At 62.8% G+C, this 26,731-nt stretch carries 21 protein-coding genes; 6 read left to right on the forward strand and 15 right to left on the reverse strand.

All coding sequences use genetic code 11. The features are described 5' to 3' along the window. Window positions 1–155 precede the first annotated feature (155 nt). The 3 genes from BLT65_RS04855 to BLT65_RS04870 all read left to right on the forward strand — a co-directional run bounded on the left by BLT65_RS04855 (window position 156) and on the right by BLT65_RS04870 (window position 3,571). A complete protein-coding gene (locus BLT65_RS04855; protein ID WP_208545728.1) occupies window positions 156–1,724 on the forward strand; it encodes a methyl-accepting chemotaxis protein in 1,569 nt (522 codons plus the stop codon). Between the two features lie 393 nt (window positions 1,725–2,117). Continuing rightward, complete coding sequence (locus BLT65_RS04865) at window positions 2,118–2,387, forward strand: hypothetical protein (protein WP_091775408.1); 270 nt, start codon at window positions 2,118–2,120, stop codon at window positions 2,385–2,387. A 206-nt stretch (window positions 2,388–2,593) separates the two neighbouring features. Continuing rightward, window positions 2,594–3,571, forward strand: a complete 978-nt coding sequence (locus tag BLT65_RS04870; protein ID WP_042304954.1) for a LysR family transcriptional regulator — start codon at window positions 2,594–2,596, stop codon at window positions 3,569–3,571. A 9-nt stretch (window positions 3,572–3,580) separates the two neighbouring features. Here the strand turns inward: BLT65_RS04870 and BLT65_RS04875 are convergent, their stop codons facing one another. The 6 genes from BLT65_RS04875 to BLT65_RS04900 all read right to left on the reverse strand — a co-directional run bounded on the left by BLT65_RS04875 (window position 3,581) and on the right by BLT65_RS04900 (window position 9,533). Then, complete coding sequence (locus BLT65_RS04875; RefSeq protein WP_091775411.1) at window positions 3,581–4,264, reverse strand: SDR family NAD(P)-dependent oxidoreductase; 684 nt, start codon at window positions 4,262–4,264, stop codon at window positions 3,581–3,583. Window positions 4,265–4,298: 34 nt separating this feature from the next. Continuing rightward, entirely contained in the window at window positions 4,299–5,636 is a 1,338-nt protein-coding gene (locus BLT65_RS04880) for an NAD(P)/FAD-dependent oxidoreductase (protein ID WP_091775414.1), read from the reverse strand. A gap of 24 nt (window positions 5,637–5,660) precedes the next feature. Further along, window positions 5,661–6,479 carry an amino acid ABC transporter permease gene (locus BLT65_RS04885; RefSeq protein ID WP_042304951.1) on the reverse strand — a complete coding sequence of 273 codons (819 nt, stop codon included), beginning with the start codon at window positions 6,477–6,479 and terminating at the stop codon, window positions 5,661–5,663. A gap of 64 nt (window positions 6,480–6,543) precedes the next feature. Beyond that, complete coding sequence (locus BLT65_RS04890; RefSeq protein WP_091776115.1) at window positions 6,544–7,362, reverse strand: substrate-binding periplasmic protein; 819 nt, start codon at window positions 7,360–7,362, stop codon at window positions 6,544–6,546. 71 nt (window positions 7,363–7,433) lie between these two features. Then, complete coding sequence (locus tag BLT65_RS04895) at window positions 7,434–8,159, reverse strand: amino acid ABC transporter ATP-binding protein (RefSeq protein WP_091775417.1); 726 nt, start codon at window positions 8,157–8,159, stop codon at window positions 7,434–7,436. A gap of 33 nt (window positions 8,160–8,192) precedes the next feature. Further along, entirely contained in the window at window positions 8,193–9,533 is a 1,341-nt protein-coding gene (locus BLT65_RS04900) for an NAD(P)/FAD-dependent oxidoreductase (RefSeq protein WP_091775421.1), read from the reverse strand. A 139-nt stretch (window positions 9,534–9,672) separates the two neighbouring features. Here BLT65_RS04900 and BLT65_RS04905 point away from each other — a divergent pair, with 139 nt between their 5' ends. Further along, entirely contained in the window at window positions 9,673–10,635 is a 963-nt protein-coding gene (locus BLT65_RS04905) for a LysR substrate-binding domain-containing protein (RefSeq protein ID WP_091775424.1), read from the forward strand. A 940-nt stretch (window positions 10,636–11,575) separates the two neighbouring features. Here the strand turns inward: BLT65_RS04905 and BLT65_RS04910 are convergent. The 6 genes from BLT65_RS04910 to BLT65_RS04935 all read right to left on the reverse strand — a co-directional run bounded on the left by BLT65_RS04910 (window position 11,576) and on the right by BLT65_RS04935 (window position 20,502). Further along, entirely contained in the window at window positions 11,576–14,008 is a 2,433-nt protein-coding gene (locus BLT65_RS04910) for a beta-galactosidase (RefSeq protein ID WP_091775427.1), read from the reverse strand. Beyond that, complete coding sequence (locus BLT65_RS04915) at window positions 14,008–15,981, reverse strand: beta-galactosidase (protein ID WP_091775431.1); 1,974 nt, start codon at window positions 15,979–15,981, stop codon at window positions 14,008–14,010. Before BLT65_RS04915 ends, BLT65_RS04910 begins: the two co-directional genes overlap by 1 nt. A 45-nt stretch (window positions 15,982–16,026) precedes the next feature. After that, a complete protein-coding gene (locus BLT65_RS04920) occupies window positions 16,027–16,878 on the reverse strand; it encodes a carbohydrate ABC transporter permease (protein WP_007583881.1) in 852 nt (283 codons plus the stop codon). Window positions 16,879–16,905: 27 nt separating this feature from the next. Further along, the gene (locus tag BLT65_RS04925; RefSeq protein WP_007583882.1) at window positions 16,906–17,808 is read right to left on the reverse strand and encodes a carbohydrate ABC transporter permease; all 903 of its coding nucleotides are present in this window, start codon (window positions 17,806–17,808) and stop codon (window positions 16,906–16,908) included. 118 nt (window positions 17,809–17,926) lie between these two features. Then, a complete protein-coding gene (locus BLT65_RS04930) occupies window positions 17,927–19,210 on the reverse strand; it encodes an ABC transporter substrate-binding protein (RefSeq protein ID WP_042304946.1) in 1,284 nt (427 codons plus the stop codon). 140 nt (window positions 19,211–19,350) lie between these two features. After that, the gene (locus BLT65_RS04935) at window positions 19,351–20,502 is read right to left on the reverse strand and encodes an ABC transporter ATP-binding protein (protein ID WP_091775435.1); all 1,152 of its coding nucleotides are present in this window, start codon (window positions 20,500–20,502) and stop codon (window positions 19,351–19,353) included. A 217-nt stretch (window positions 20,503–20,719) separates the two neighbouring features. Between BLT65_RS04935 and BLT65_RS04940 the strand changes: the two genes are divergently transcribed. Continuing rightward, window positions 20,720–21,724: a LacI family DNA-binding transcriptional regulator gene (locus BLT65_RS04940; RefSeq protein WP_042304909.1), complete on the forward strand. Its 1,005-nt coding sequence runs from the start codon at window positions 20,720–20,722 to the stop codon at window positions 21,722–21,724. Between the two features lie 9 nt (window positions 21,725–21,733). Then, window positions 21,734–22,645 (forward strand): LysR family transcriptional regulator, encoded by a 912-nt coding sequence (locus tag BLT65_RS04945; RefSeq protein WP_042304908.1) that lies wholly within the window; start codon window positions 21,734–21,736, stop codon window positions 22,643–22,645. 6 nt (window positions 22,646–22,651) lie between these two features. Here the strand turns inward: BLT65_RS04945 and BLT65_RS04950 are convergent, their stop codons facing one another. The 3 genes from BLT65_RS04950 to BLT65_RS04960 all read right to left on the reverse strand — a co-directional run bounded on the left by BLT65_RS04950 (window position 22,652) and on the right by BLT65_RS04960 (window position 26,727). Continuing rightward, window positions 22,652–24,028: an MFS transporter gene (locus tag BLT65_RS04950; RefSeq protein WP_091775437.1), complete on the reverse strand. Its 1,377-nt coding sequence runs from the start codon at window positions 24,026–24,028 to the stop codon at window positions 22,652–22,654. Between the two features lie 110 nt (window positions 24,029–24,138). Continuing rightward, window positions 24,139–25,869, reverse strand: coding sequence for a GMC family oxidoreductase (locus BLT65_RS04955; RefSeq protein WP_091775440.1), 1,731 nt, complete (start codon window positions 25,867–25,869; stop codon window positions 24,139–24,141). A 51-nt stretch (window positions 25,870–25,920) separates the two neighbouring features. Continuing rightward, window positions 25,921–26,727, reverse strand: a complete 807-nt coding sequence (locus BLT65_RS04960; protein ID WP_042304906.1) for an enoyl-CoA hydratase/isomerase family protein — start codon at window positions 26,725–26,727, stop codon at window positions 25,921–25,923. Window positions 26,728–26,731: the final 4 nt, after the last annotated feature.

Consider the following 26,731-nt stretch of genomic DNA (forward strand, 5'->3'; position numbering starts at 1 on the left):
GTCACATCGGTGTCGCGCTGGCATCTCAGAAGCCAGGCGGTGGCGCCGTTAGTCCTGTTGACGGCCTGCGATCGCATGGCCGGCCCGTTTTCGTTCTGACTACTGGAGAAACGCTGCGCGCGCCGCATTTGCGGCGCGCCCGCTGCTTTGCGCTCATGTTCAGAAACACCACGATTCGCGGCGGGCTCGCCGCCACCATCTCGGGTTGCACGCTGCTGTTGATGCTGGTCATCGCGGCGGCCGTGTTTGCGCTCTTCAAGAGCAACGCCGCGCTCGACGCGATGTATCGGGACGACACCGCTTCCGTCGTGCATCTGAAGACCAGCTCCGAGCGGCTGCTGGTGTTTCGCACGGGGCTCGCCGACGTCGAGCAGCTGATCAGTGCGGGCAAGCCAGCTGCGGCTGAGATCAAACAGCTGCACGTGCTGCTCGCCGAGAGCAATCGGGAGCTCGACGCGTACCGTGCGCTGCACGCGCCAGACGCGCAGGAAACGACGCTGCTCGCGGCGATGACGGACAAACGCGACCGTCTGTTGACGCAGGCCTTTTCGAAGGCCCTCAAACAGCTCGACGAAGAAAATCTGGTCGACTTCCTGAGCACGCAGCGCGAGATGCCCGTCGCGCTGTTCGACGAATACCAGAAGGCGCTCATCGCGCTGGAGGACTTTCAGGTGCAGCGCCAGCGCATGCGCTTCGATCACGCGAACGAGCGCTTTCAGATGACGCTCTGGGGCTTCGGCGCGGCTGGATTGAGCGCGCTGATCGTCGGGATGCTCGCGCATCGGGGGCTGACGCGGGCGATCGTCACGCCCGTCAACGCCGCCGTCGAATACTTCGCGAAGATCGCGGCGGGGGACCTCACGGCTGTCGTGAAAACGGAACGCCGCAATGAAATGGGTTACCTGCTCGACGCGCTAAACGACATGCAGCAAGGTCTCGTCGCCGTTGTGCGCAAGGTGAGGGCGGGGACGGACGCGATCATGCACGATGCGCGTGCGATTGCCAGCGGCAACCGCGATCTGTCGATGCGTGCCGGCGATCAGGCCGCCTCGCTCCAGCAGGCGGCCGCCAGCATGGAACAACTGACGGCCACGGTGCGGCAGAACGCCGACAACGCGCACGACGCGAGCGCGCTCGCCACCCGTGCATCCGACATTGCGACACGCGGTGGCGAAGTGGTGCGTCAGGTCGTCGACACGATGGATGCGATTTCAGATAGCTCGGCGCGCATCGTCGGCATTGTCGGCGTGATCGAGAGCATCGCGTTCCAGACCAATATTCTTGCGCTGAACGCAGCCGTCGAAGCGGCGCGCGCGGGAGATCAGGGGCGCGGCTTCGCGGTGGTGGCCAGCGAGGTGCGGCATCTGGCGCAGCGCAGCGCCACGGCCGCCAAGGAAATCAAGGAACTGATCGGCAATTCGACGTTGAGCGTGCGAGCGGGGAGCGAACTGGTCTTGCGCGCGGGGTCGACGATGGATGACATCCTGAAGGCCGTGCAGAGTGTGAACGCCATCATGGCGGATATCAGTCTTGCGTCGCGCGAGCAGACGGCGGGTATCGAACTGGTCAACGCGACCGTCGTGCAGATGGAAGCGATGACGCAGAGCAACGCATCGCTCGTCGAGTCGGCGTCGACCACGGCGGCTTCGCTGGAAGCGCAAAGCGAGCATCTGCACGGCGCCGTAGCGATATTCCGTGTGAGCGGGGATGAGCGAGCCGGGTAACGAAGCGCTGTGCTGATCGGTCTGTTGGGTCGCCTCGCGTAGCGGATGAGCAAATGTTGGCTGCAATCCGTCATTGCGGCGGTTCAATCTGGCTGCGCCAATCCTTACCGTTGACCGCGAAACCTTGACTGGCGGGCCTTCAGACGTTCGCCAACGGTTCTGCAAGCACGATTGGCATAGCCCATGCAGTTGTCGCTGCGGGCGCAACGACGATCGTTGTCGCGCGATCCGTGGCGCTCTGTCGCGCGGATCGATCCCGCGAAACCGTGTTGATCGTTTGAGCCTTCAATTGCGCGCGGGCATGCTCTCGCGCGCTCCATCGGATCGCACGAAGCGCGCCGAAGCACATGGCTCGCATGCATTCGATTGCTCAACGAACTCAAGGGAGTCCACATGAACGCGAAACTGATTGGCGCGCTGTTGCTGGCGTGCGTGACATCGTTTGCCCTGCCAGCCTTTGCAGGCGATGACGGGCCCGCTTCCAGTCCTCGAACAGGCGGCGTCGTGAAAGCGTCGCACGCCGGGCACAGCGATCAAATGGCTTTGCCGGACAAGGCCAGGCCCGGCAATCACAGCGGCGTCGGCGGTGTTGAATCGGGGAAATCGCAGTCCGGCAAACGCGAGCAGCCCGACAGCATCGATCCGATGTATCGCGGCGGTTGATTGGCGTGTGCGGCCTCGTTGTTTGTGCCGAACATGAGGCCGCCTTCAGGTTCGCGTCAAAATTGCCTGACGATAAGCGTTATCGTCGCGCTATTTCACGGCAGGCGCATCCAACTGTTCGCTAAATCCGGCTAATTGCAGTGTTTGCTTGTTTTTGCCGGTCCGCGCGTTTTATCCTTATCGTTTGGTAGCCGAAAGGGGATAGCGTGGACCGCATTCAGGCAATGGAAGTATTCACTCGTGTGGTCGATGCGAACAGCTTCACGCGCGCCGCCGAGCAGATGGGCATGCCGCGCGCGACGGTGACGACGACCATCCAGAACCTCGAAGCCGTGCTTGGCGTGCGTCTGATGAACCGCACCACGCGGCGCCTCTCGCTCACGCCGGAAGGCGCGGCGTATTACGAGCACAGCATACGCATCATCACGGACATCGCGGAAACGGACGCGAGTTTTCAGGCGGGCAATCGCAAGCCGAGCGGGGCGCTGCGCGTCCACATGCCGAGTTCGCTCGGGCGTTATCTGGTGATTCCGGCGTTGCGCGGCTTTCACGAGCGCTATCCGGACATCTCGCTCGATCTGGGCCTGTCGGACCGGCCCGTCGATCCCGTCGAGGAGGGGATCGACTGCATGGTGCGGGCGGGCCCCCTCGAAGATTCGTCGATGGTTGCGCGGCGCGTCGGCACGCTCAAGCGCGTAACGTGCGCTTCGCCCGACTATCTGCAGCGCTACGGGTCGCCGAAGAGCATCGACGATCTGGCCATGCATCAGGCCGTGAATTTCCGCGTCGCGCACAACACGCGGCCGATGCCGTGGATCGTTCTCGTCGACGGCAAGCCAACGGAAGTGCGGATGAACGGTGTCGTCACGGTCAACGACTCGGAAGCGTACGTCAAGTGCGGACTGGAAGGTTTCGGCCTGATCCAGCCTATGCTCTTCATGGTCGCGCAGAAACTGCGCGACGGATCGCTGCTCGAAGTGCTGCCCGACTTCAAGCCGAAGCCCAAGCCGGTGTCGATCGTGTATCCGAACAACCGCCACCTGTCCGCGAAGGTGCGTGTGTTCGCAGACTGGATTGCCGAGTTGTTCGAATCGACGCCCGCGCTGGCGGACGGCGACACACGGCGGGTGGTGGTGCCGAAACGCGAGACGCAGCAGGCGGATCATGGGCCGATTGCGGCGTGACGTTCGTCGTCACAGCATGTCTTCGTGACGGCAATTGATGAGCAGTTCGGCCATGCTCGCCGTGTTCGGCAATTCGAGCGTGTTCACGACGATCGATGCGATGTCGCCCGGTTGCGTCATCGCGTCGGGCGGCAGATCGGCGAGTCCGGCCGCCATGTCGGTATTGACGAAGCCGGGACAGACGGCCGTTGCGCGCACGCCGTCGTCCCAGCCCGCACGTCGCACTGCATGGGTCAACGCGATCACCGCGTGCTTCGACATCTGATAGCCGACGTTCAGGTTCTTCACCCGCTTGCCCGACAGCGACGCGAGTTGCACGAAGCGTCCGTTGCCAGCGCGCCTCAGATGCGGCAAGGCGGCCTGCGCGAGCCGGAAGGGTGCCTTCACGTTGATGTCGAGCGTTTCGTCGAGCAGTTCGCTCGCGTCGTCGTCGAACGTGACCATCTTGCAGATCCCGGCGTTGCTGACCAGCACGTCCAGACGGCCGAAACGATCGATGGTCGCATTGACCCACTGGCGGGCGGCATGCCCGTCGCGCGCTTCGTAGGCGAAGAGGAACGCGTCGAGGTCGTTATCGAACGATGACGGATCGCGCATGCCGAGCGACAGCCGATATCCGCGCCGATGCAACTCCAGCGCGATTTCGCGGCCGATGCCGCGATTCGCGCCTGACACCATCGCTACCTTGTCCATATTCTGTTCCCGCTGACGATGTGATGTGCGGCGCTTAGAAGCCCGCGTCGATGGTGATTTTCGTGCCGTCGCTGAAGCGTTCGAGGCGAAACGCGCGCGGGTCGACAAGCGGCGTGTCGTTATTGACGAGATCGGCCATCAGCTTGCCTGCGGCGGGTCCAATGCCAAAACCGTGCCCCGAGAAGCCCGTGCCGATGAACAGCCCCGGCACTCGCGCGGCGCTTGAGATGACGGGAATCGCATCCGGCGTCACGTCGATATAGCCCGCCCAGCGCTGCGCAATCTTCGCGCCGGCGAGATGCGGAAACGCCTTCACGAACTCGCGCAGACCGTTATCGACATACGGCACGACGGGATCGGGATCGAGCGTGCGGATGGCTTCGAAGATGGTTGGACGGTCGAGCGCCCAGCGACGCGGCCGCTTCAACTCATCGAGAAAACGCTTGCCGACGCGGATCTGCAACGCGCCCATCTGGCTCTTCAGCGCCTCGATGTATTTGAAGAAGAGGCGGAACGCATCGGGCGTGAGGTCCGCGTGCGTGCGCAGTCCATAGGCGACCGTGTAGCCGCCGTCGGCGCGCTTACGAAATGCGAACTCCTCGTTGTTCGCGCTGCACGTCGGGCCGCCTTCGAGCGGCTCGGTACGCAGCACCGAAGCGCGCGTCAACAGTTGCGGCAGTTCGACGCCGAGATTGCCGCAGAAATAGCGCGTCCAGGCGCCGCCCGCGACGACGACGGCATCGCAGCGGATCGTGCCGTGCTCGGTGACGACGGCGCTGACGTGTCCGCCGCTCGTTTCAATGCCACGTACGGCGCACGGCGTGAGAATCTTGACGCCTCGCTTGCGCAGCGCATTCGCGATGGCGGGCGCGGCTTTTTGCGGTTCCGCGCGCGCGTCGCCCGGCGTGTATATGCCACCCTTGAAACTGCGGGTCGATCCGGGCAGCAGTCCGGCAATCGCTTCAGTGTCGACTTCGCGCGTGTCGAATGCGTCGCCGGCAATCTGCCTCGCGCGCGCGAGCCAGTCGCGATGCCTTGCCAACGTCGCGTCGTCGTTCGATACATACAGAATGCCGCACTGATTGAAGCCCGTGTCGATACCCATCGTGCGGTCGAGCGTGCGCCACAGCTTCAGGCTTTCGATGCTGAGCAGCAGTTCGCGCGGGTCGCGGCGCGTGACGCGCACCCAGCCCCAGTTGCGGCTAGATTGCTCGCCGGCGATGTGTCCTTTCTCGCACAGCGCGACCTGCAAGCCTTTCTCGCTCAAATACAGCGCGGTGGAAACGCCGATGATCCCGCCGCCGATCACAACCACATCGGCGCGCTCGGGTAGCTGGATATCGTCGGCTACGGTATCGACTTTCGGTCCCATGTTCGTGTATTGAGTTGGATGGGTTCAAGGCCGGCGTTCGGCGATACCGGCTGCGGCGGCCTGCGTGTTTGCATGAGATTGCAGCGCTGCCTCGCGCCGCGCTGCGCGCAGGCTGCGCGGCGCCTGCTTGCCGCCGCGCGCGCCGGGGTTCGAGAAACGGTTGGTCCAGCGGTCGATGTGGTTGATCGCATGCGTGAGCGGCACGGTGATCAGCAGATACACGACACCAGCCGCGACGAGCGGCGACAGGTTCGCCGTATTGACCGCCGTGTTTTGCCCGATCGTGAAAAGATCGCGTTGCGACGTGAGCAGCCCGAGAAAGTAAACGAGGCTCGAATCCTTGACGATCGAAATGAACTGGTTGGCCAGCGCGGGCAGAATGCGCCGCACGCCCTGCGGCACGATGACATGCCGCATGCCGCTCCAGTACGTCATGCCGAGCGCCTGGCACGCATACATCTGGCCGCGCCCCACGCTCTGGATGCCCGAGCGGAAAATCTCGGCGATATACGCGGACGAGATCAACGCGAGCGCAACGATCGCGAGGGGATAAGGGTTCGGCCCGAAGATCGACAGCCCGATGGGCGCCAGCCCCTGGCCAACCACGAGAATCACGAGCGCGGCGGGCAGCCCGCGAAACACGTCGATGAACACCTGCGCGGGAAACGTCAGCCAGCGCGTGTTGGACACGGCCATCAGCGCCAGCACCATGCCCGCGACGATGCCGAGCACCGTCGAGAACAACGACAGCACCAACGTGTTCACGAGACCCGTCCCCAGCAGCGCCGGCAACGAATCGACCAGAAGCGGCCAGTCGAGGAAGTTCTGCAAAAAGGCGTCCATGTGCGCTCTCCGGGAGACGAAACGTGGTCGATGAAGTGCGGTTGGCGGGCGGTGGCCGTGTCGCTCAGGTGCCTGACTTCATTGCGTACGGCGGCAGGTCGGCAGGCTTCGGATAGCCGGGATGGAACTGCAGATAGAGCTTCATCCACGTGCCGTCGGCCACCAGTTCGCCGAGCGTCTTGTTGAGCGCGGTTTCGAGCTTGACGTTGCCCTTGTGAACAGGAAAGCCCGCCGGCAGATTGACCGCGGATATGTCGAGCTTGTCCGCGATGTTCATCTGCGGGTACTTGCCTTGCAGGCCTTCCACCAGGGTCTTGTCGACGAAGTAGCCGTCGATGTACTTGTTGCGCAGCGCGAGGAACCCCGCGTTCAGATTCGGAAAGCGCACGATCTGCGCACTGGGCAGATAGCTGTCCGAATACGTGTCTTCGATGGTGCCTTGCACGACGCCGATCCGCTTGCCCTTGACGGACGCGACGTCGCTCGAAATCGTGCTGTCCGGCAGGGTCGCGACGCTCAACAGGCCTGTCAGGTAGCCCTCGGAAAAGTCGACCATCTTGAGCCGTTCTTTCGTGATCGAAATGGAGCCGGCGGCGAGATCGATCTGCTGGTTCGCGACGCTCGGCAACAGGCCGGCGAAGTCCTGCGCGCGGAAGTCGGCGGACAGGCCGAGCTTCGCGGCAATTGCGCGAATCAGCTCGACATCGAAGCCCGTCATCTTGCCGTTGTCGATGTACGAATAGGGCTTGTTGTTCGCGTCGACGCCGGCGACGATCTTGCCCGGTGTGAGCGTGCCCACGTCTTCCGCATGAGCGGGCGATACGGCTGCGACGCATAGCGAAGCAGCCAGCGCGAGACTGCGTGCAAAGTGAAGAAAACGCATCATGAGGCTCCTCTCGAAAGGAACGGCGGTGAACGGAAAGGGAACAGCAAGGCGAACGCGGCGTGTGCCGCTCAATGCAGAATGCGCGACAGAAACTCGCGCGCGCGCTCGGAGCGAGGGCGCGCGAAGAACTGTTCTTTCGAGTCGTCCTCGACGATGGCGCCGTGATCCATGAACAGGATGCGGTCCGCGACGCGCCTGGCGAAGCCCATTTCGTGGGTCACGCACAACATCGTCATGCCGTCCTGAGCGAGCGCGCTCATCACGTCGAGGACTTCGTTGACCATCTCCGGGTCGAGCGCGGAGGTCGGCTCGTCGAACAGCATGGCGACGGGGTCCATCGACAGCGCGCGGGCAATCGCCACGCGCTGCTGCTGGCCACCCGACAACTGCGTCGGGTACTTGTCCTCGTAATCGCGCAAGCCTACGCGCCGCAACAGCGAGCGGGCCTTGTCGGCGGCTTCGTCGCGGCTGCGTCCGAGTACCGTCATCTGCGCGAGCATCAGGTTGCGCCGCACGCTCAGATGCGGAAACAGCTCGAAATGCTGGAAAACCATCCCGACCTTCGCGCGCAACCGCGCAAGGTTCGCCGTTTTCGCCGTCACGTCCATGCCGTCGACGACGATGCGACCATCCTGCACGGGCTCGAGTCCATTGACCGACTTGATCAGCGTCGACTTGCCCGAGCCCGACGGCCCGCAGATCACGACGACTTCGCCGCGTTCGATCGTCGCGGAGCAGCCGGCCAGCACGCGATGCTCGCCAAACCATTTCGACACGTTGTGCAGATGGATCATCGGGGCTCCTCGTATCCAGTGACGCGATGAAGGTCAGGACAGCGCGACGCGCACGCGTCCGCGCCACAGGTCGTCGAGTTGATAGAGCGCGGTGCCGAGCGGCACGGCGAGCTGGCTGGCGATACCCGCGCCGCTCAACGGAAATTCGCCTTCGCCGAAGGCGCCTGCGTCGCGATCCACGCCGAGCATATGGCGTGCGACGCGGTTGCCCAGGTAGCTCATCAGCGCGACGCCATTGCCGTTGCAGCCGAGCGCGTAATGAATGCCGTCGTGTACGCCGATGTGCGCGAGCTTGTCGCGCGTCATCGCGACATAGCCTTTCCATGCGTGCGTGATGCGCACGTCGCGCAGCGCGGGCCATAGTTGCAGCATCTTTCCGTACAGAAGGCGGGCCGCTTCGCGTTCGCTCAGTTCGCGGATCGCCGGGCGCGATCCGAACAGCATCCGCGTACCGTCTGGAGACGGACGCGTGTAGAACAGATTGCGCTTTGAATCGCTGATCATCCGCGCGCCGGGGTTGAGCGCGTGCATCAATCCATCGGGCAGCGGCTCCGTCGCGATCTGATAGCTCGCGACGGGCAGCACGCGGCGCGCGAAGAACGGCAGTAACGGGCCCGTGTAGCCGTTGGTCGCGACCAGCACGTGACGAGCGTCGAGCGCACCGCGCGCCGTGTGTACGCGAAAGCGCACGCCGTCGGGCGCGTTGCTCGCGATCCGCTCGATACGTTCCGCTTGCGCGTGCGAATGGAGGGTGACGCCACGCCGCCTTGCAAGCTCGCGCAGTGCGCGGTGATACTTCGCCGTATGCAGCCCGCCGTACTCATCGACGAGGATGCCGCCATAGTAATAGTCCGAGCCGATCATTGCGCGCTGCGCGTCGCGCTCGATCACATGCACGGTGACGCCCGTTTTGTCCCGCAGCAACTCGCCCTGGCGACGCAACTGATCGAAATGACCGGGCGTGTACGCGCCGAAAAAGCGGCCGGTGATTTTCAGATCCGCATCGAGCGATTCGTCGGCGACGAGGCGCTTCAGGTAATCGAAACTCGCCATCGATTCGCGCATCAGCCGTACGAGCCGCTCGGCGGAGACGCCCGCGATCGCGTTGGTCAACGCGAGTTTCTGGCCGCTCGACACCATTCCGCCGCTGCGCGTGCTGCCGCCCGCGCCGATCTCACCCGCATCGAGGACGGCCACGCGCGCACCGTGGCTGGCCGCTTCCGCAGCCGCCGACAGCCCGCAATAACCGCTGCCGACAATCGCGATGTCCACCTGGCCTGGCAACGGCGTCCGCGCGGTTTCGGGCGGCGCAGCGTCCCACCAGTATGGGTCGCATCGAAAGGCTTCATGGAACAGCAGAGAATCAGGGCGCATGAGCGTGTCGGGTTCTGCGTAGTGAGGCCAGTCTAGGTTCGTGCGGCTTATCCGGTCAAATAGCGACAAAAAGGGCTTCTATTCATTTCTGATATGGCAAGCTAAGGTCTCTGTTCACGGCGGGCGGACGGGAGAGGCGATGAATCAGAGGCAAATCGAGGCATTCCGGCTGGTCATGCTGCGCGGCTCGATGACGGCGGCAGCCGAAGAGCTGGGCACGTCGCAACCGAGTATCAGCCGGCTGATTGCGGAGTTGGAGACGGCGACGGGGCTCACGCTGTTCGTGCGCAACGGCGGGCGCATCCACGCGACGGATGCGGGGAGCGCGTTCTATCGCGAAGTCGAGCGCAGCTTCGTCGGGCTGGAAAAACTGGAGAACTCGGCGCGCGAAATCCGCCAGTTGGGCAGTGGACGTCTGCGGATCGTCGCCGCGCCCGTGCTGGCGCTGTCCTTTCTGCCTGCCGTGATCGAGCAGTTTCTTGCGGCTTACCCGCGGGTGATCGTCTCGCTGGAGATGAGAAGCGAAGGGACGATCCAGCGGTGGGTGTCGTCGGCGTACTGTGATGTCGGCTTTGCGACGGCTACACCGGACGCGTTTGGCGTGACGAGTGCTGAGTTGTATCGTTTGCCGGCGTTGTGTGCGCTGCCCGCGCGGCATCCGTTGACTGCACGTGACCGGATCGAAGCGGGCGATTTGCGCGGCGAACGCCTGATCTTGCCATCGTATGCGGACGATACGCGCAGTCCTCTTGATCGCGTGTTGCGGTCCGCTGGCGCCGGCCAGGTGCCCGCGATCGAAACGCCGTATGGCGCGACGATTTGTGCGCTCGTTTCGCGCGGGCTTGGGATTGGTATTGTGAATCCGCTTGCAGCGGTTGATACCAATCCGAAGCGCATTGTGTTTCGGCCTTTTGTGCCTCAGATTATGTTTCGTGGGTTCACGCTGTGTCCGCAGTTGCAGCAGCCGAATGCTGTGGTTCAGATTTTTCTTGATCTGGTTCGGACGATGATGGCGCGGGAGATTGATGGATCGTGTGGCGATTGGCATGCGAGTGGGCCTTTCTCGCGTGGGCGGAAAGCGTCGTCGTTGGCGAGGGGCTAGTTGAAGGCACGATGAGCCTTTGCGCTGGCATCCGCGATTTGTTAGCGTGCTGCACGCGTTGCCGTTCGGTGTTTTGGGCTTTGCGCTGGCATCCGCGCTTTGTTAGCGTGCTTCACGCGTTGGCGTTCGGTGTTTTGGCCTTCGCGCTGGCATCCGCGATATGACTTCGTGCTTCACGCGTTGCCCCTGTGCGGGGCGGCACCTACTTTTCTTTGCCGCCGCAAAGAAAAGTAGGCAAAAGAAAGCGGCTAACACCGCAAGCGCTAGTTCTTGCCTGAGGGCCCCCAACCGGTCTTCCGCTTCACGCGGCAATCACGTGACCCATGTTCGTTGCCAACGCTCTTGCGGTGCGCCTCACCCGCTTCATATGTCCGCGTTGCAGCAAGCCGTGCCAGACAGTCCACTGCCGCCCAGGTGGCAAACTGTGTGTAGGCCGTAGCACCTCACATGCCTCACTTCGAACCGATAGCGCACGCGTTCCACCCTGTAAGAGCGCCAGGCTATACGCCGCGACAACCTACACACAGTTTGCCACCTGGGCGGCGCAAACTATTCGCTGCCGCTCGCCCATGCACGGGTATTCGAAGCGGGTGAGGCGTTCATTCAATGCGTTGGCAACGAACGTGAACAGAAATGCTGCCGTGTGAAGCGTAAGACCCTTTGGGGGCCCTCAGGCAGTAACAAGAACTGGCGGTGTTAGCCGCTTTCTTTTGCCTACTTTTCTTTGCGGCGGCAAAGAAAAGTAGGTGCCGCCCCGCACAGGGGCGACGCGTGAAGCACGCTAACGTAACGCGGATGCCAGAACAAAACACAAGCAAACCATCCAGCGTCGCAGACAACCAGAAGTAGCTGCCGCCCCGCGTGAATGGCAAACACCGTAGCGCGGATGCCAGCACAATGGCAAAAAAAAACGAACCGGATGCCAGCAAAAGAACCAGAATCACCCGCCTACGTGCCGGGAAAAGACCACTTCATACTCCGGCACCCAGCTCACGCCAAGAACCTCAGCAACCTGATCGCTAATAGCAGACCTGGGATCATGCCGCGCATCGAGATAAACAGGCGCATCTGCCCGCATGGGCAGCACAGTCAACATCAACGATTGCTGCGGATCGATCGTCACATTGCGCACGCCAATCTGCCACGGCAAGCCATTATAAAAATGATCATCGATCAAATCGGCGCCCGAGAACAGCCGCGCGACATCGCCCGAATATCGGATTGAAAGATAGGCGTTGCTCAAACCGGGCGCGCTCAACGCCTCTTCGGGAACATCGATACGCCAAGCGGCGGCCTTGCCAAAACTCTCTGGCGTAGGCTCGACGGCAGCCCGCGCTGCACCGCCTGAAGCAATAGACGGCACCCTCTGCGCGAAACGCAAACGCGTAACACCAACATCGAACGCGACTCGTGGCACGGATACCGCGAAGCGCTGAAAAACACCTTCTATCGGCGCCTCTACGAACGCGTGTGTCGCAATAGGGGCATGCTGCAACGGCGGATACACATCTAAATCAAACGAAGCGACACCCGTAGAACGCAACACGAGTTCACCATCGCGTTCAAACGCCAACGCATCGGTAAGAACCAGTCGACGCTGTCCATCGAATGGCAACACACTGAGCCGTTCAATATCCTCGCTCGCGAGTGTGATGATAGTGATACGCGTGTCGTCGCTGCACGTCGCGATGAATACAGAGCCGGGCGTAGGGCGTGCGACCAACACACCATTCACTTCATCTGTCGTCAATAAAGAACGAGAGTCCGCGGCCGCGATCCGCGTCACGCAACCTGGCTCGAACGCAAACTCAACTGTGATCCCATCCGTTGCAGAGAACACATACGTTTCGCCGTCAGGCGTCGAAAGCCGCGTAACGGGCTGCGCAGTCGCATAACGCAAGCGCGCGCCACCGAGCGCAAGTCCAATAGGCCACACGAACCACGTTCCCGACGTAATATCGATCGGCTCCGCAGGCAACATGACCGTGCGAGTCGCGAGTTTGACCGCAAACTGCACGCCTTGCCGCGCGGACATCCGATGCTGCCGCACATGATTGTTGAAAAACAGAAAGCCACGATCTCCGTCCGCGCGCACGGAAAATCGCGGCGTCTCAAGATCGTCCGCACCGCGAGACACAAGCTCCGGCGCATACACATCGCATGTCGCCAGTTCGCTGCCCCATTGCTGAAGAAACAGATGCAACGGCCTCAGCTTGCCAAGCACGGGATGCGCTTCGCCGTTCGCGCCGAACGGCGCCTGAAAATCGTAATTGACGATGGGCAGATCGTTATAGCCGCCCGACGCCGTCGATTCCTGCCCGTCCACATCGCCAGGCGGATTACGGCCGCCATGCAGCATGTAATAGCCGTACAGGTTCACACCGGAACCAAGCTGCACGGGCAGCATCGCCGCAATATCGTCGGGGTCGAGCACGGGACGCCGCCGATACATCGTCGGCACACCCCCGCCGAATTCCGCGCCTAGAAAAGGCGTCTCGTCCGCTACAGCATCCGCATCGCCAGGCTCACTGTTATGTGTCTGCGCGCCAAGATCGCCGCCGACGCGGCTCGTAAAACGAAACCCATACACTTCGCTCGGCGTCGACATCGCCGTCGATGTCCCCCACGGCAAATCCGCGTAGCCGCCAAAAACAGGCGCCACTTCGCGTCGCGGAAACACGGCGTTATCCCAGCCCGTTACCGTGTACAACGGCGTGTCTAGTCCCGCTTCGCGCGCGAGGCGCTTGAGTGTCGCGATGTGCGCGGGCCCTTGCTGCGGACCCGTCAGGTTGTATTCGTTTTCGAGCTGGATGCCGATCACGGGGCCGCCATCTTTCCAAAGCAAGCCCTTCAACTGCGCGGCAATTTCAGCAAAGAACCGCTGCACATACTGCAGATACAGCGGATCGTCGCTGCGCGTCGGCACCTGATCGACGACCCACGCAGGGATGCCGCCATAACGGACTTCCGCATGCACCCACGGCCCAATGCGAACGAACGCGTACAGCCCGCGCTTCGCACAGTTTTCGACGAACCGACGCAGATCGAACCGTGCATTCCAGTCGAACTGCCCGGGACGTGGCTCGTGATAACGCCAGATCACATACGACGACACGATATCGACGCCTGCAGCCTTGATCTTCGCAAGCGCGTCGTCCCATTGCGCCTCGGGCACGCGCGCGTAATGCAATTCGCCCATGACGGGCAGCCACGGCTCGCCGTCGCGCGTCAGATAACGGCTGTTGATGCCGATCGTCCTTCCATCGGGCGATGTGTTCGCGCCCATCCGCAACGTATCCGCGCGCGGCGTAGTGGCAGGGTGGCTAGCATCGACGGTCAGCGTCTTCGTCGGCATATCGCGCGGGCGATTCATCACGCGGCGATCCACGCGCAGACATCGGCGGTGCCGAGCGTGCGCTGACCCAGCACGAAACGCGCGTTATCGGGCGCGGGCGCATCGACAGCCGTTGCGCCGAAGTTGAACGCGAACGTGATCTCGCCGCGACGGCGAACGCGCAACCCTTGCGGAAGATGCGTTACAGCAAGACCCGCATCGCGCGCCGCGCCTTCGAGCAACGCGCGATGCAATGCCGCATCGAACCACGCGCTCGCATAGCGCACATGTCCGCGCGCGACGATAGCGGGCCAGTTGTCATCGAAACGCGCGAGCACGTCGAGACCGTCGCGTGTTTCGATATGCTCGCGCCAGTGCAACGCGATGCCCGTCACGCCGTTGAATGTCGTCGTCGGCTGCAGCGTTGGACGCAACGAATCGACTTCGAGCACCTTGAACGGCAGAACCGTTTGCAGCGCGCCCGGCGGCAACTGCGCGGGGATCGCGAAGTCTGCCGTCTTCGAACCTGTGCGCGGGCCGATCACCCATTGCGCGGAAGATTGCTCGACGCTCTTCGCAAAGCCCGCCGGCAGCGCCGCGAGACCCGGCACAACGATCAGCTTGTAACCCGAAAGATCGGCATGCGCCGATACGATATCGGCGTCGAGCGCCATTTCGCGCAGCGTCCGGTAGTACTCGAACGCGAGCGTCTGATAATCGAAACCCTTCGCATGCCGCTGGATTTCGAACATCCATTGCGTTTCGTAGTCGAACACGAGCGCGACTTCGGCGCGTGGCGCGGGGCCGCTTTGCGCGAGCTTCGTGAGCGCGTCGGACTGCGTGATCTCCTGCGCGGCGCGCGCCACTTCGCGCCCACCCGGCGAGAGCGTGTTGTCGGGCAGATTCAAACCCGAATGCATCTGCTCCTGTGCAAACGGCGCCTGACGCCAGCGGAAGTACGACACAAGTTCGGCTCCATGCGCGAAGGCCTCGTAGGCCCACAGACGCACCATGCCGGGCGCAGGAACCGGGTTCCACGGCGCCCAGTTCACCGGACCCGCTTCCTGTTCCATCACCCAGAAACGGCCTTGTCCGATCGCGCGATAACGGTCGTGATCGAATGCCGATACGTCGGGGTGCCCCGTGCGTGCATAGCGTGCCTTGTCCTCTTCGCTCAACGCGATCACTTCCGTGCGCGCGATCGGATAGCTGTCCCACGTCGCGACGTCGATGCTGTTGTTCGCGGCGAAGCGATAGTGATCGAAAGTCGTGAAGAAGCCCATGAAGTTGTGCAGCATGTCCGCGTTCGGCGCGTAGCGTCGCAGCACATCGACCTGCTCGCGGTGGAAGCTCGTCACTTCGTCGGACATGAAGCGGCGGAAATCGAGCAGATGAATCGGGTTCGCGTCGGTCGGCGTCAGGTTCGGCAATTCGATTGCATCGAACGATGCGTATTCCATGCTCCAGAACACCGTGCCCCAGCGCTGGTTCAGGTTGTCGACGGTCTCGTAGCGACGCGCGAGCCATGTCTGGAAGCGCGCGCGGGCCGCCTTCGAATAGCTCGGCACGGTTTCGTGACAGCCGAGTTCGTTATCCGTTTGCCACGCGATGACCGCGGGATGCGAACCATACCGTTGCGCCATCGCCTCGACGATACGCAGGCATTCGCGTCGATACGGCTCGCTGCAAATGTCGTAATGACGGCGCGAACCGGAATTCCACGTCGTGCCGTCGGCACGCACGGGCAGCATCTCTGGCATCGAATCGACGAGCCACTTCGGCGGCGATGCGGTGGGCGTGCCGAGCACAATCTTGAGGCCTGCGTCGGCGAGCGTGGTCACGGCGCGGTCGAGCCACGTCCACTCATAGACGCCCGCGCGCGGCTCCATGCGGCTCCACGCGAATTCGGCGATCCGCACATGCGTGATGCCGAGTTCGACCATCCGGCGCGCGTCGTCGGCCCACAGCGTTTCCGGCCATTGTTCGGGGTAGTAGCAAACACCCAGTTGCATTGTCGATTTCTCCAGAGATCAGTAGTGTGCGGTCGGCCTTGCGCGTCAGCCTTTGCTTGCGCCGAATGTCAGTCCCGCCACGAAGTGCTTTTGCATCAGGAAGAACATCAGCACGGAAGGCAGCGCGGCCAGCACCGAACCCGCCGCGACGAGATTCCACGCGGTCGTCCATTGCCCCTTGAGCGCGGCGACGCCGACCGTGATGGGCGCGGCGTCGTCGCCTTGCGTGAGGCACAGTGCCCAGAAATAGTCGTTCCAGACGAACGTGAAGACGAGAATGCCGAGCGCCGCGAGTGCAGGGCGGATCAGCGGCAGAACGATGCGCGCGTAGATCGTCCATTCGCTCGCGCCTTCGACACGCGCCGCCTCGATCAACTCGAACGGCAACTGCTTGATGAAGTTGCGCAGAAAGAGCGTGCAAAAGCCGGTCTGAAACGCGATATGAAAAATGATCAACGCCCACACGGTATTGAACAGTCCGACTTTCAACGCCATGTCGCGCACGGGGATCATCAGGATCTGCACGGGCACGAAATTGCCGGCGACGAACGTGAACAGCACGACGATGTTGCCGCGAAAGCGATACGTCGCGAGCGCAAAGCCCGCCATCGACGCCAGCAGGATCGCGCCGAGCACGGACGGCACCGTAATCAGCACGCTATTGGCGAAGTAATGCAGCATCGGCGTTTGCGTGAGCGCGGCGCCGTAGTTGTCGAGCAACGCGAAGTGCTTCGGAAACGTCCAGTAATCGCCTTGCGAAAGCTCATCGGACGAGCGGATCGATGTGACGAGCACAGCGAGCATCGGCAGCAGCCACACGAGCAGCGCGAGCGGCAGCGATGCCTTGTAGATCGCGCGATTCCAGGGTTTCCAGCGTTCGACGGGAAGCGGATACATGAGAGTTCTCCTTGCGCGATACGTGAGTCAGCGTTCTTCGCGCAGCATCCGGCGCAGATGGAACACGATGTAGACGAGCATGATCGCGAACAGCACGACGGCAATGGCCGCCGAATAGCCTTCGCGGTAGTACTTGATGGCCTGGTCGTACATGTAATAGGCGAGCACCGTGGAACTGTCGAACGGACCGCCGCCGCTCATCACCGCGATCAGGTCGAAGCTGCGCAATGCGCCGATCACCGTCAGCACGACTGCCATGAAGGTGGCCGGGCGCAGTTGCGGCAGGATCACGTGCCACAACAGACGCCAGCCCTTCGCGCCTTCCATGCGCGCGGCTTCCACCACTTCGGGGTTGATCGACGTGAGGCCTGTCAGATAGAGCACCATGCAGTAGGGCGTTTGCGGCCAGAGCGCGGCGAACACGATGCCGAACGTCACCGTATGCGCATCGCCGAGCACGGGAATACCGTGACCGACAATCACCTTGAGCAAACCGAAGGTCGGGTCATAGAACCAGCTGAACACGAGACCGACGACCACACCCGACAACACGAACGGCGCAAAGAACAGCGACTTCACGACGCGCATGCCCTTCACCTGCTGGTTCAGGTACAACGCGAACAGCAGGCCCAACGGCGGCGCAAGCAGGAAGAACACGAGCCAGATCAGGTTGTTCTTCAGCGCGACGTAGAACGTATCCGCCTGGAACAGCTCGGCGTAGTTCGCAAGGCCGATGAAGGTCTTTTCCGTCATGCCGTCCCAGTTGTAGAAACTGAGCGCGATGCTGCTGAAGATCGGATAGATCACGCACAGCGCGAATAATGCGCAGCCCGGCAGCAGAAAGAAGAACGCCGCGCGATTGCGCGCGCGCCCGGACCTGGACGTGCGGCGGCTGCGCGCCGAAGGCAGGCGAGCGATAGACGTGGACATGACGAAAACCTCGTTCGATGCGGCTCACCCGTTGCGGCGAGCGGCAGGTGATTCGTGGGCGCATCGATTGCGATGCGCCCGGCAGGCAGCCGCGTTTCGGACGGCCGCCTTCAGGACATCACTTGTGATAGATGCGCTTGCGGGTCGCTTCGAGACGGGCGAGCAGCGAGTCGATCTGCGACGGATCGTTATAGAACTGCTGCATGGCCTTCATGCCTTCGTCGGCCATTTCCTTCGTCATGTCGCGGTCGTAGAACTGCGCGATGCCGCCCGTCGTGCTGGCGAGCGTCTGGAAGCCGACCTTCGAAATGGGATCTTCCGGCTCCGTCGCCTTGCTGTTCGACGGCAACTGGCCCCAGCCGCGCGCGAGATCCGCGTTGATTTCAGGCGTTTCCATGAACGCGAGCAGACGCCGCGCGTCGGCCTTGTTCTTGGCCTTGGCGGGAACCAGCAGCACGTTGACGGGACCGTCCTCCGCCATCGGCACCTTCGGATCGATCACCGGGAAACGCATGAAGCCGATCTGATCCTTGACGCTCGACGGAATGCCCGCTGAGAAGAACGTGCCCATCAGCATCATCGCGGCCTTGCCATTCGCGAGGAACGGGCCGATCGAATCGAGATCGTACGACAGCGCGTTGTCGATGTAGTAGTGATCGTCCATCAAGGTCTTCCACGTCGTGTAGACCTTCTTCACACGCGGATCGGTGTACGGCACTTCGCCTGCCATCAGCTTCTGGTGAAACGCGTTGCCGTTGATGCGCAAGTCGAGATAATCGAACCATGCGGCAAGCGTCCAGCTGTCGCGCGCGGCGACGGCGATAGGGGCGACACCGCTTGCCTTGAGCTTCTTGCAGGCGTCGAGGAATTCTTCCCACGTCTTCGGTTCGCTCTTGATCCCTGCCTTCTCGAACAGGTCCTTGCGATAGAAGAAGCCGTATGCGTCATAGCCGAGGGGCGCCGCATACTGCTTGCCGTTATACGTCGATGCTTCCTTCACCGATGCGTACTGCTGGTTCCAGCCGTTCTTCGACCAGTCGCCGGACAGGTCTTCGAGCAGGCCGCGCTTCGCGTAGTAGGCCATGCGCTCGCCGTCGTGCCACGACACGACATCGGGCGGATCGGTCGCGAGCCAGCCGCCCATCTGCACCTTGTACGCTTCTTCGGTGATGTAGGTGATCTTCAGATCGACATCGGGATTGGCCTTCTTGAACTTGTCGAACGCGTCCTGCCATGTCGAGCGCTGGTTGCCGCGCGCCGACACGTTGACGTTCAGCTGACCGGCGTCGGCATCTGCGACGAAGCCCGACAGCAGCGCCGCCGAGACGGCGAGCGCAGCCGTCACGGAGCGCGTGTTGAACGAGGCGAGCCCGGCAATGCGGCTCAGGTGCTTGTTGATCATCGTGGAGTCTCCTTGAACTGCGTTGTTGGCCGGCCGCTCGACGCGGACAGCGGTCTTCGTGCCCACCGCGCCGGCTCTATGGCCGGCTGTTGAGATCGGCGAACCCGGCAGGCGCGGTTCGCGTCGTTGCGAAGCTGCGCTTACGACATGTGCAGAGCGACGGCTTGCGCTTCTGTCTCGACCGTACGCGCGAGGGCGATCCCTTCTTCATCGAACAGATGGCATGCGTCGGCGGGCATGCGCAACGCCAGGGGCTCGCCGTTGCGAATCGACACGTCGCCGGGCGCCTTCGCGATCAGCATGCCGTCCGGGCATTCCACATGCACGTAGCTGTGCTCGCCGAGTTGTTCGGTAATCAGCGATTTGACCGCGAGTGTTTGCGCGTCGCCGTCAAGACGGATGTGCTCGGGACGAATACCGACCGTGACAGTCTGGCCGCGCGTGAGACGCGCGCCGTCGACCTGCACGCGCAGCGTCGTGTCGCTGCGTTTGAGTCTGACGTGTACCCCGTCGCGCGCAATCGCGTCGACTTCGCCGTCGAGGAAATTCATGCGCGGCGAACCGATGAAACCCGCGACGAACCGCGAGCGCGGCCGATGATAAAGCTCGAGTGGCGCGCCGATCTGCGCGATGCTGCCGAAGCGCTGCGTATCCGCGCCCGCGTGCAGCAGCACGATCTTGTCGGCGAGCGTCATCGCTTCGATCTGGTCGTGCGTCACGTAGACCACGCTCGCCTGCGCGAAGCGCTGATGCAGCCGCGCGATTTCGATGCGCGTCTGGCCGCGCAGCGCCGCGTCGAGATTGGACAGTGGTTCGTCGAACAGAAACACGCCCGGCTCGCGCACGATCGCGCGCCCAATCGCGACGCGCTGGCGCTGCCCACCCGACAGTTCACGCGGCTTGCGTTCGAGCAGCGTATCGAGCTGCAGCACGCGCGCCGCTTCGCGCACCTTCCGGTCGACTTCGGCCTTCGGCGTTTTCGCGAGCTTCAAGCCGAACGCCATGTTTTCGTAGACCGACATGTGCGGGAAGAGGGCGTAGCTCTGGAACACCATCGCGACGCCGCGCTCGGCGGCGGGGACACCGTTCATCGACCGGCCGCCGATCGCCACGTCGCCGTCGGTCTGGTCTTCGAGGCCGGCGACGATGCGCAGCAACGTCGACTTGCCGCAACCGGACGGTCCGAGGAACACACAAAACTCGTGCGCGCCAATTTCCAGATTGAGATTGCGGATGACGGGCGCGTTGGCGCCGAAGGTCTTCTGAATGTTGGTCAGGGAGATGGCGGACATGGTGTTTTCCCTGGATTTAAACGCTTAAATTTGCGTGGAAAAAAATCGCGCAGAGGCTTGCGCGGTGGGGATTTAAGCGTTTAAATTCGGGTGTACACGACAGTGCGTTCATGTTTGTCTCCAATATCCTTTCGAGCAAAGTTATCAAAGCCTGCGGTAGATGCGCAACATCTGATTCGCAGTCTCTAAATATGGGATCTTTCCTAATCTTTCTGGCATGGCGACATTAACCGACGTCGCGCGACGCGCGAAGGTCACGGCAGCGACCGTTTCGAACGTGTTGCGCAATCCGGACAAGGTACGACCCGAAACCGCTGAGCGCGTGAAGCGTGCTATCCGCGAACTGGGCTACCGGCCGAACCTTAACGCGCGCGCGTTGGCGGAAGGGCGCTCGCCGACGCTGGCCCTGATGCTGTCGAGCATCGCGAATCCGTTTTATCCCGAGTTCGTGCTCGCGGCCGAACGCGCGGCGCGACGCGCCGGCTACTTTCTGATGGTCTGCAACACGGACGACGATGCGGAAATCGGCCGTGCGTACCTCACGCAGATTGCGGGCACGCTTGCCGAAGGCGTGCTGGTGCTCAACACGGATATCGCGATCAACGAACTGTGCGAGTCCGCGGCCGTCGGCGCGCCGATCGTGTTGAGCCTGTGGGAGCATCCCGAGCAGTTGCCCGCGCTGCCCTGCGTGGCGGTCGATTTCGCGCATGCGGGCGCGCTCGCGGCGCGACATCTGCTTGAACTGGGGCATCGCGATATCGGCATGCTGGTCGGCGACGGTTGCGGCGGCCTGCAAGATGCGCGCGCGACGGGTTTTCGCGAGGTGATGCGCGAAGCCGGTCTGGAACCGGACGATGCCGCCGTGCTGCAGATTCCCGATACGATCGACGCGGGCTTTGCTGCATGCGTGGAGTTGATGGAGCGCGAGCCGCATCTGAGCGCGCTGTTTGCGACCAATGATCTGCTTGCAATCGGCGCGTTGCAGGCGCTGGCGACGCTAGGCCGTAAAGTGCCCGACGATGTCTCCGTGATCGGCATCACGGACATTCAGCTGGCGCATCAGGTGCGGCCGTCGCTGACGACGGTGGCGATCAATACGGAAGCAATTGCGCAGGCGTCGATTGAATTGCTGATACGGTTGATTCACGAGCCGCGTGGTGACACGCAGCCGCCTGCTGTGATTGCGCCTTTGCCGACGTTGGTGAGAAGGCAGTCGACGTAGAATGGCCGCATGGACCTCAAACAAATCCAGTACTTCATCGCACTCTTCGAAGACGGCTCGGTGACGCGCGCGGCGAAGCGCCTGAACATCGTCCAGCCGGCGCTCAGCATGCAGATTTCGAAGCTCGAAGCGGAACTGGGGCAGGCTCTTTTCGAACGCGGTCCGCACGGCATGACGCCAACCGACGCCGCGCGCCAGATGTATCGCCTATACACACCGATCATGCGCGACATCGAGCACGCGCGCGTCCAGTTGAGCCGTCAGGATGTGATCGTCACGGGCCGCGTGTCGCTCGGCATGGTCGCCTCGGAAACGGAAAGCGTGCTCGCCGAATCACTGGCGAAGTTCAATGCGCTGTTTCCTCAGGTCGAGGTATCGGTGGCCGATGGATTCAGCGCGCAGTTGATCGACGGCGTCGAAGCAGGGCGCCTCGATGCCGCGATCATCAACAAGCCGCGCGGCCGGCTCACGCTCGACATGCAGCCGCTGCTCGTCGAAGAGATGGTGTACGTGACGGGCATGAAGTGTGTTGCCACATTGCCGGAAACCATCGATCTTTCACAGCCGCCCGCCGTCGAACTGGTGCTGCCGACCCGACGCAACGGCTTGCGCGGCGCACTCGATGCCGCGTTGATGGCCGCCAATATCGTCATCAAGCCCACCTTCGAAATCGATCTGCTGAGCACCATCGTGCAGTTCGTCGAACAAAGCAGCGTCGCGACGATCCTGCCGCGTGTGGTCGTGCAGCGCAAAGTGGACGAAGGCACGTTGCGCGCGCACCGCATTACGACGCCGTCGATCTTGCGGCACATCGTTCAGGTCTCGCATCCGAAGCGCCCGATCGGGCCCGCCGCGCAAGCCCTGATCGACATCATCGCGGAGGAAATCCGCCGCGTCACGAAGAGCGCGGCGGACGAATGAGACCGCTCAGCTAGCGTTGCGCGAAGCGGGCTGATCGAGCCGGCCACGCGTCTCCGGCACGATGAACGCGCCAATCAGGAAGATCACACTGATCGCGCCGACGAAGATCGCGAGCATGACGGGCAACTGGCTCGTTTCCTTCGCGACCAGCGAGACGAAGGTCGGCATCATGCCGCCGATCGCAAAGCCGATGTTCCATGACAGACCCGTGCCCGTCGCGCGGATCGCCGTCGGAAAGCGCTCGTTGAGGAAGATCAGGATCGGCGCGTAACCGGCGCTGCCCAGCGCGCTCAACACGACTGCGTAGATGCCGAGCGTCACGATGTCCGTGGCCGTGGGCAGCAGCAGAAAGATGCCCGGCAGCGCGACGAGGCGAATCAGCCCGATCCAGATGAACGCCGTCTTGCGGCCGATGAACGTGCTCAAGTGTCCCGCCGCCACCGACGCGATCACGACGGCGACGCTGCAGATCATCAGGATCGCGGCGGCGGCACCATTGGGCGCGTGGCTCACGACCTTCAGGAACGTCGGCAGATAACCCGAGGTCAGGTAGTAGCCGCTGCCGCCGCCGATGGTCAGCAGCAGATTAACGAACAGGATCGACCGATAGTCGCGCGAGAACAGCGTTTTCAGCGGCGAGCGCACGATCTCGACGGCGGCATCGCGCTTTTGCGCCGCGGCTTTCGCTGCTTTTTCTGCGGCCAGCTTGCGCCACAGCGGTGATTCTTCGAGGCTGTTGAACACGAAGAGGCCGAGCACGGAACTGATGATCCCCGTGAAGAACATGCAGCGCCAGCCCCACACGTCGAACAGTTCGCCCGGAAAGAGCGACGACATCAGCAGGAACGTCAGCGAAGCGAGCAGCGCGCCCATGCCCGCGCCACCGCCGCCGATCAGCCCCGACACGGCGCCGCGATATTTCGGCGCGACGGATTCGGTGCCGATGGTATGCGTCGACGCGACCACGCCGCCGACGAACACGCCCTGCACGAGCCGCAGAATCAGAAACAGCACGGGCGCGACCAGGCCGACCGTATGCACGGTTGGCAGCAGGCCGAAAGCCGCCGTCGATATGCCGACGCCAACCACGGCAACGATCATCGCGCCCTTGCGTCCGTGACGGTCGGCGTACGAGCCGAACAGCGCGGAGCCGAGCGGGCGCATCAGCAGCGTGACCGCGAACGAGGCGTAGACGCCTGCGAGCGACAGCATCGCGTGATCGGACGGGAAGAACAGACGCCCGACGACGGGCGCCACGTACAAGAGCACGAACAGGTCGAACAGATCGAGTGCCCAGCCCAGACATGAGGCGAACACTGCGCCCATGACCTGCCGCTGGTCGATAGCCGGCACGGCGGCGCCGTTTTGCGCTGCTACGGACATCATTCATCTCCTTGAATGGTCACCGTCCTGTCTCTGTATCAGTCCGGTGAAAGTGGCACCTGTCGATTGCGTGCTCTGATTGGCGTTAATGAAACCGTCGGTTGAATTCGCTAAGGCGTTGAAACGAGTGGCGCTACGTGCGTCGCGCCCGTTGCATGTCGATGCTTGACCATGGCATCCGCAATCTTCTCGGCGATCATGATGGTCGGGATATTCGTGTTGGCCGATGGCAGTCGCGGCATCAGCGATGCGTCGACCACGCGCAGCCCTTGTGCGCCATGCACGCGGCCTTGTGTATCGGTCACGCTGTCGTGCTGGTTCGCGTGCCCCATTCGGCATGTGCCGCTCGCATGCCACACACCGAACACATTCGCGCGGATGAAGTCCGCAAGCGCGTGTTCGTCGGCGAGTAAAGCGGACATGCGCTTGCCGCGCGTGAAGAAGCGTTCGATCAACGCGCGCCGCAAAGGCGCCGGCGTATCGAGCAGCGTGCCGAGTATCGAGGTCAGCATCGCATTGCCTCTCCCGACGCGGCTCAACGCTTTCACGCGCGGCGAAAACGCGGCAGGAAAGAAGTCGCGTGCATCGTGACCGAGGCCCGAAGCATCGACGACGCGCGCAAGCATTCGCACGCCGGCAGCGAGCCGTTCGAGGTCGCGAGCGTCATCGAGCAGATTGAGTTCGACGCGAGGCGCAATGGATGTATCGGGAGAGACCAGTTGCACGCGGCCCCGCGAATAGGGCCGGTTGCACCACAGAAAGAACAGGCCGAGCCGGTTGCCGAGCGCGTGCCACGCGGCACGCGTTGCGCTCGACAGATAGAGATCGGATGCTTCGCCGCCGTCCACGCCCGAAGTCAGGCGCGCCGCCATCATGCTGGCGCGCCGCCGCGACAAAGGCATGCGAAAACGCGGCGCGAGAAAATGACAGAACGTCAGCGACGGATGATCCTGCAGATTGCGTCCCACACCAGGCAGATCGACGCGGCATGCAATGCCGAGCGCGTCCAGTTCCTGCCGCGATCCAATGCCTGCACGCAACAGCATCGCGGGCGACTGCAACGCGCCAGCGCACAGAATCACTTCGTTCGCGTCGAACTGCACGCGTTCGCCGTTGTGTGCCACGGCAACGACGCCGCGCGCAACCGTGCCGTCCATCACCATGCGCTCGACGCGCAGTTCCGCGAAGATGCGCAGATTGCCGCGCTTGCGCGTCGCGTCGTCGAGATAGGCAACAGCCGTCGACACGCGTTTGTCGTCGGTGTTCGAAAACGCGCCGGGGAAAAACCCATCGTCGAACTCGGCGTTCTGATCGCGCAGCATTACGAGGCCTTGAGCGCGCAGTCCGTTCGCAAACGCATGGCAGAACGGCGGCCAGTCTTCGGGCATGATGCGGCGAATCGGCACGGGGCCGTCGTGCCCGTGCATGTCGCCGCCGGGAAAATTCACATCACGTTCGAGCTTGCGAAAGTAGGGCAACACGTCGCGCCAGGCCCAGCCCGTCGCGCCGTTCGCGGCCCAGTCGTCGTAATCGCGCGGCAGGCCGCGATTGGCCGACTGCACGTTGATGCTCGATCCGCCGCCCATCACCTTGCCTTGTTCGTAGACACGCGTGGCCGCGCCGCGCGTCGCTTGCGCCTTCAGCTCGGGCCAGATGTACCTGTCGCCGCAAAACACTGGCATCGGATAGCTGTCGAGAATCTCGCCGGGCACGGCGCCCGGCGGCGTGTCCACGCCCGCTTCGATCAACGCGACGCGCAGCGACGGCACGGCCGACAACCGGTGCGCAAGCACGCACCCAGCCGACCCGCCACCGACGATCACGTAATCGAAGCGTTCCATGAACGTTCTCCCAAACCTTTGTCGTGCGCTTTGTTATCGCGCGTTTACTGTTTATTGCCCGCGAAACACGGGCTTGCGCTTCGCGTGAAATGCTTCGACGCCTTCGCGGAAATCGTCGGACGAACGCAGGCGGCTATAGCAGTGGCCTTCCAGTTCGATCGCAATCGACAGCGGCGCATCTTCCGTATCGTTGAGCAGCTTCTTCGCGGTGCGTTGCGCGAGCGGCGAGAACGCGCGCAACTCATCGACGAGCGCATCCGTTGCAGCTTCAAGCTCGGCGTCAGCGACACATTCGACGGCGATGCCCCAGTCATACGCCTGCTTACCGGGAATACGGCGCGAGCGCATCACGATATCTTTCGTGCGGCCGATGCCGACCATCTGTTGCAAGCGCGCGGAACCGCCCGAGCCCGGAATCTGACCGAGCTTCTGTTCGGGCAGCGCGTAGAAGGTCGTATCAGTGGCGATGCGGAAGTCGCATGCGAGCGACAGCTCGAAGCCCACGCCGAAGCAGAAGCCGCGATTCGCCGCGATCACCGGCTTCGAGCAGCGCGTGGGCGCCGCAATATTCCACGCGAGCTTCGACACGCGTTCCGGCGATGCTTCGAGAAAGCCCTTGATGTCGCCGCCGCTGGAAAAATGCTCGCCCTTCGCGCGCACGACGATCACACGCACGCGGTCGTCTTCGTCGAGGGCTTCGAAGGCCACGCGCAACTGGTCGCGCGCATGCATCGAAATCACGTTGAACGGCGGGCGGTTCAGAATGATGTCGGCGCGTTCGCGTTGGGCGTCGATTTCGACGTCAAAGCCGTCGAGGTCTTGAAGCAGCGTCTGGCCGCGGTGGGTCAGGTCGGTCATGAGT

Origin of the sequence: Paraburkholderia steynii (genome assembly GCF_900100565.1) — a bacterium.
GTDB classification, from domain to species: Bacteria; Pseudomonadota; Gammaproteobacteria; order Burkholderiales; family Burkholderiaceae; genus Paraburkholderia; species Paraburkholderia terrae.

Bases quoted from the DNA above. Each gene is read 5' to 3' on its own strand.
- BLT65_RS04865 (WP_091775408.1), top strand. From the start codon at position 2,118: ATGAACGCGAAACTGATTGGCGCGCTGTTGCTGGCGTGCGTGACATCG.
- BLT65_RS04885 (WP_042304951.1), bottom strand. From the start codon at position 6,479: ATGGACGCCTTTTTGCAGAACTTCCTCGACTGGCCGCTTCTGGTCGAT.
- BLT65_RS04945 (WP_042304908.1), top strand. From the start codon at position 21,734: ATGGACCTCAAACAAATCCAGTACTTCATCGCACTCTTCGAAGACGGC.
- BLT65_RS04910 (WP_091775427.1), bottom strand. From the start codon at position 14,008: ATGAATCGCCCGCGCGATATGCCGACGAAGACGCTGACCGTCGATGCT.
- BLT65_RS04875 (WP_091775411.1), bottom strand. From the start codon at position 4,264: ATGGACAAGGTAGCGATGGTGTCAGGCGCGAATCGCGGCATCGGCCGC.
- BLT65_RS04925 (WP_007583882.1), bottom strand. From the start codon at position 17,808: ATGTCCACGTCTATCGCTCGCCTGCCTTCGGCGCGCAGCCGCCGCACG.
- BLT65_RS04950 (WP_091775437.1), bottom strand. From the start codon at position 24,028: ATGTCCGTAGCAGCGCAAAACGGCGCCGCCGTGCCGGCTATCGACCAG.
- BLT65_RS04935 (WP_091775435.1), bottom strand. From the start codon at position 20,502: ATGTCCGCCATCTCCCTGACCAACATTCAGAAGACCTTCGGCGCCAAC.
- BLT65_RS04955 (WP_091775440.1), bottom strand. From the start codon at position 25,869: ATGGAACGCTTCGATTACGTGATCGTCGGTGGCGGGTCGGCTGGGTGC.
- BLT65_RS04880 (WP_091775414.1), bottom strand. From the start codon at position 5,636: ATGGGACCGAAAGTCGATACCGTAGCCGACGATATCCAGCTACCCGAG.
- BLT65_RS04855 (WP_208545728.1), top strand. From the start codon at position 156: ATGTTCAGAAACACCACGATTCGCGGCGGGCTCGCCGCCACCATCTCG.
- BLT65_RS04915 (WP_091775431.1), bottom strand. From the start codon at position 15,981: ATGCAACTGGGTGTTTGCTACTACCCCGAACAATGGCCGGAAACGCTG.
- BLT65_RS04960 (WP_042304906.1), bottom strand. From the start codon at position 26,727: ATGACCGACCTGACCCACCGCGGCCAGACGCTGCTTCAAGACCTCGAC.
- BLT65_RS04890 (WP_091776115.1), bottom strand. From the start codon at position 7,362: ATGCGTTTTCTTCACTTTGCACGCAGTCTCGCGCTGGCTGCTTCGCTA.
- BLT65_RS04920 (WP_007583881.1), bottom strand. From the start codon at position 16,878: ATGTATCCGCTTCCCGTCGAACGCTGGAAACCCTGGAATCGCGCGATC.
- BLT65_RS04930 (WP_042304946.1), bottom strand. From the start codon at position 19,210: ATGATCAACAAGCACCTGAGCCGCATTGCCGGGCTCGCCTCGTTCAAC.
- BLT65_RS04895 (WP_091775417.1), bottom strand. From the start codon at position 8,159: ATGATCCATCTGCACAACGTGTCGAAATGGTTTGGCGAGCATCGCGTG.
- BLT65_RS04905 (WP_091775424.1), top strand. From the start codon at position 9,673: ATGAATCAGAGGCAAATCGAGGCATTCCGGCTGGTCATGCTGCGCGGC.
- BLT65_RS04940 (WP_042304909.1), top strand. From the start codon at position 20,720: ATGGCGACATTAACCGACGTCGCGCGACGCGCGAAGGTCACGGCAGCG.
- BLT65_RS04900 (WP_091775421.1), bottom strand. From the start codon at position 9,533: ATGCGCCCTGATTCTCTGCTGTTCCATGAAGCCTTTCGATGCGACCCA.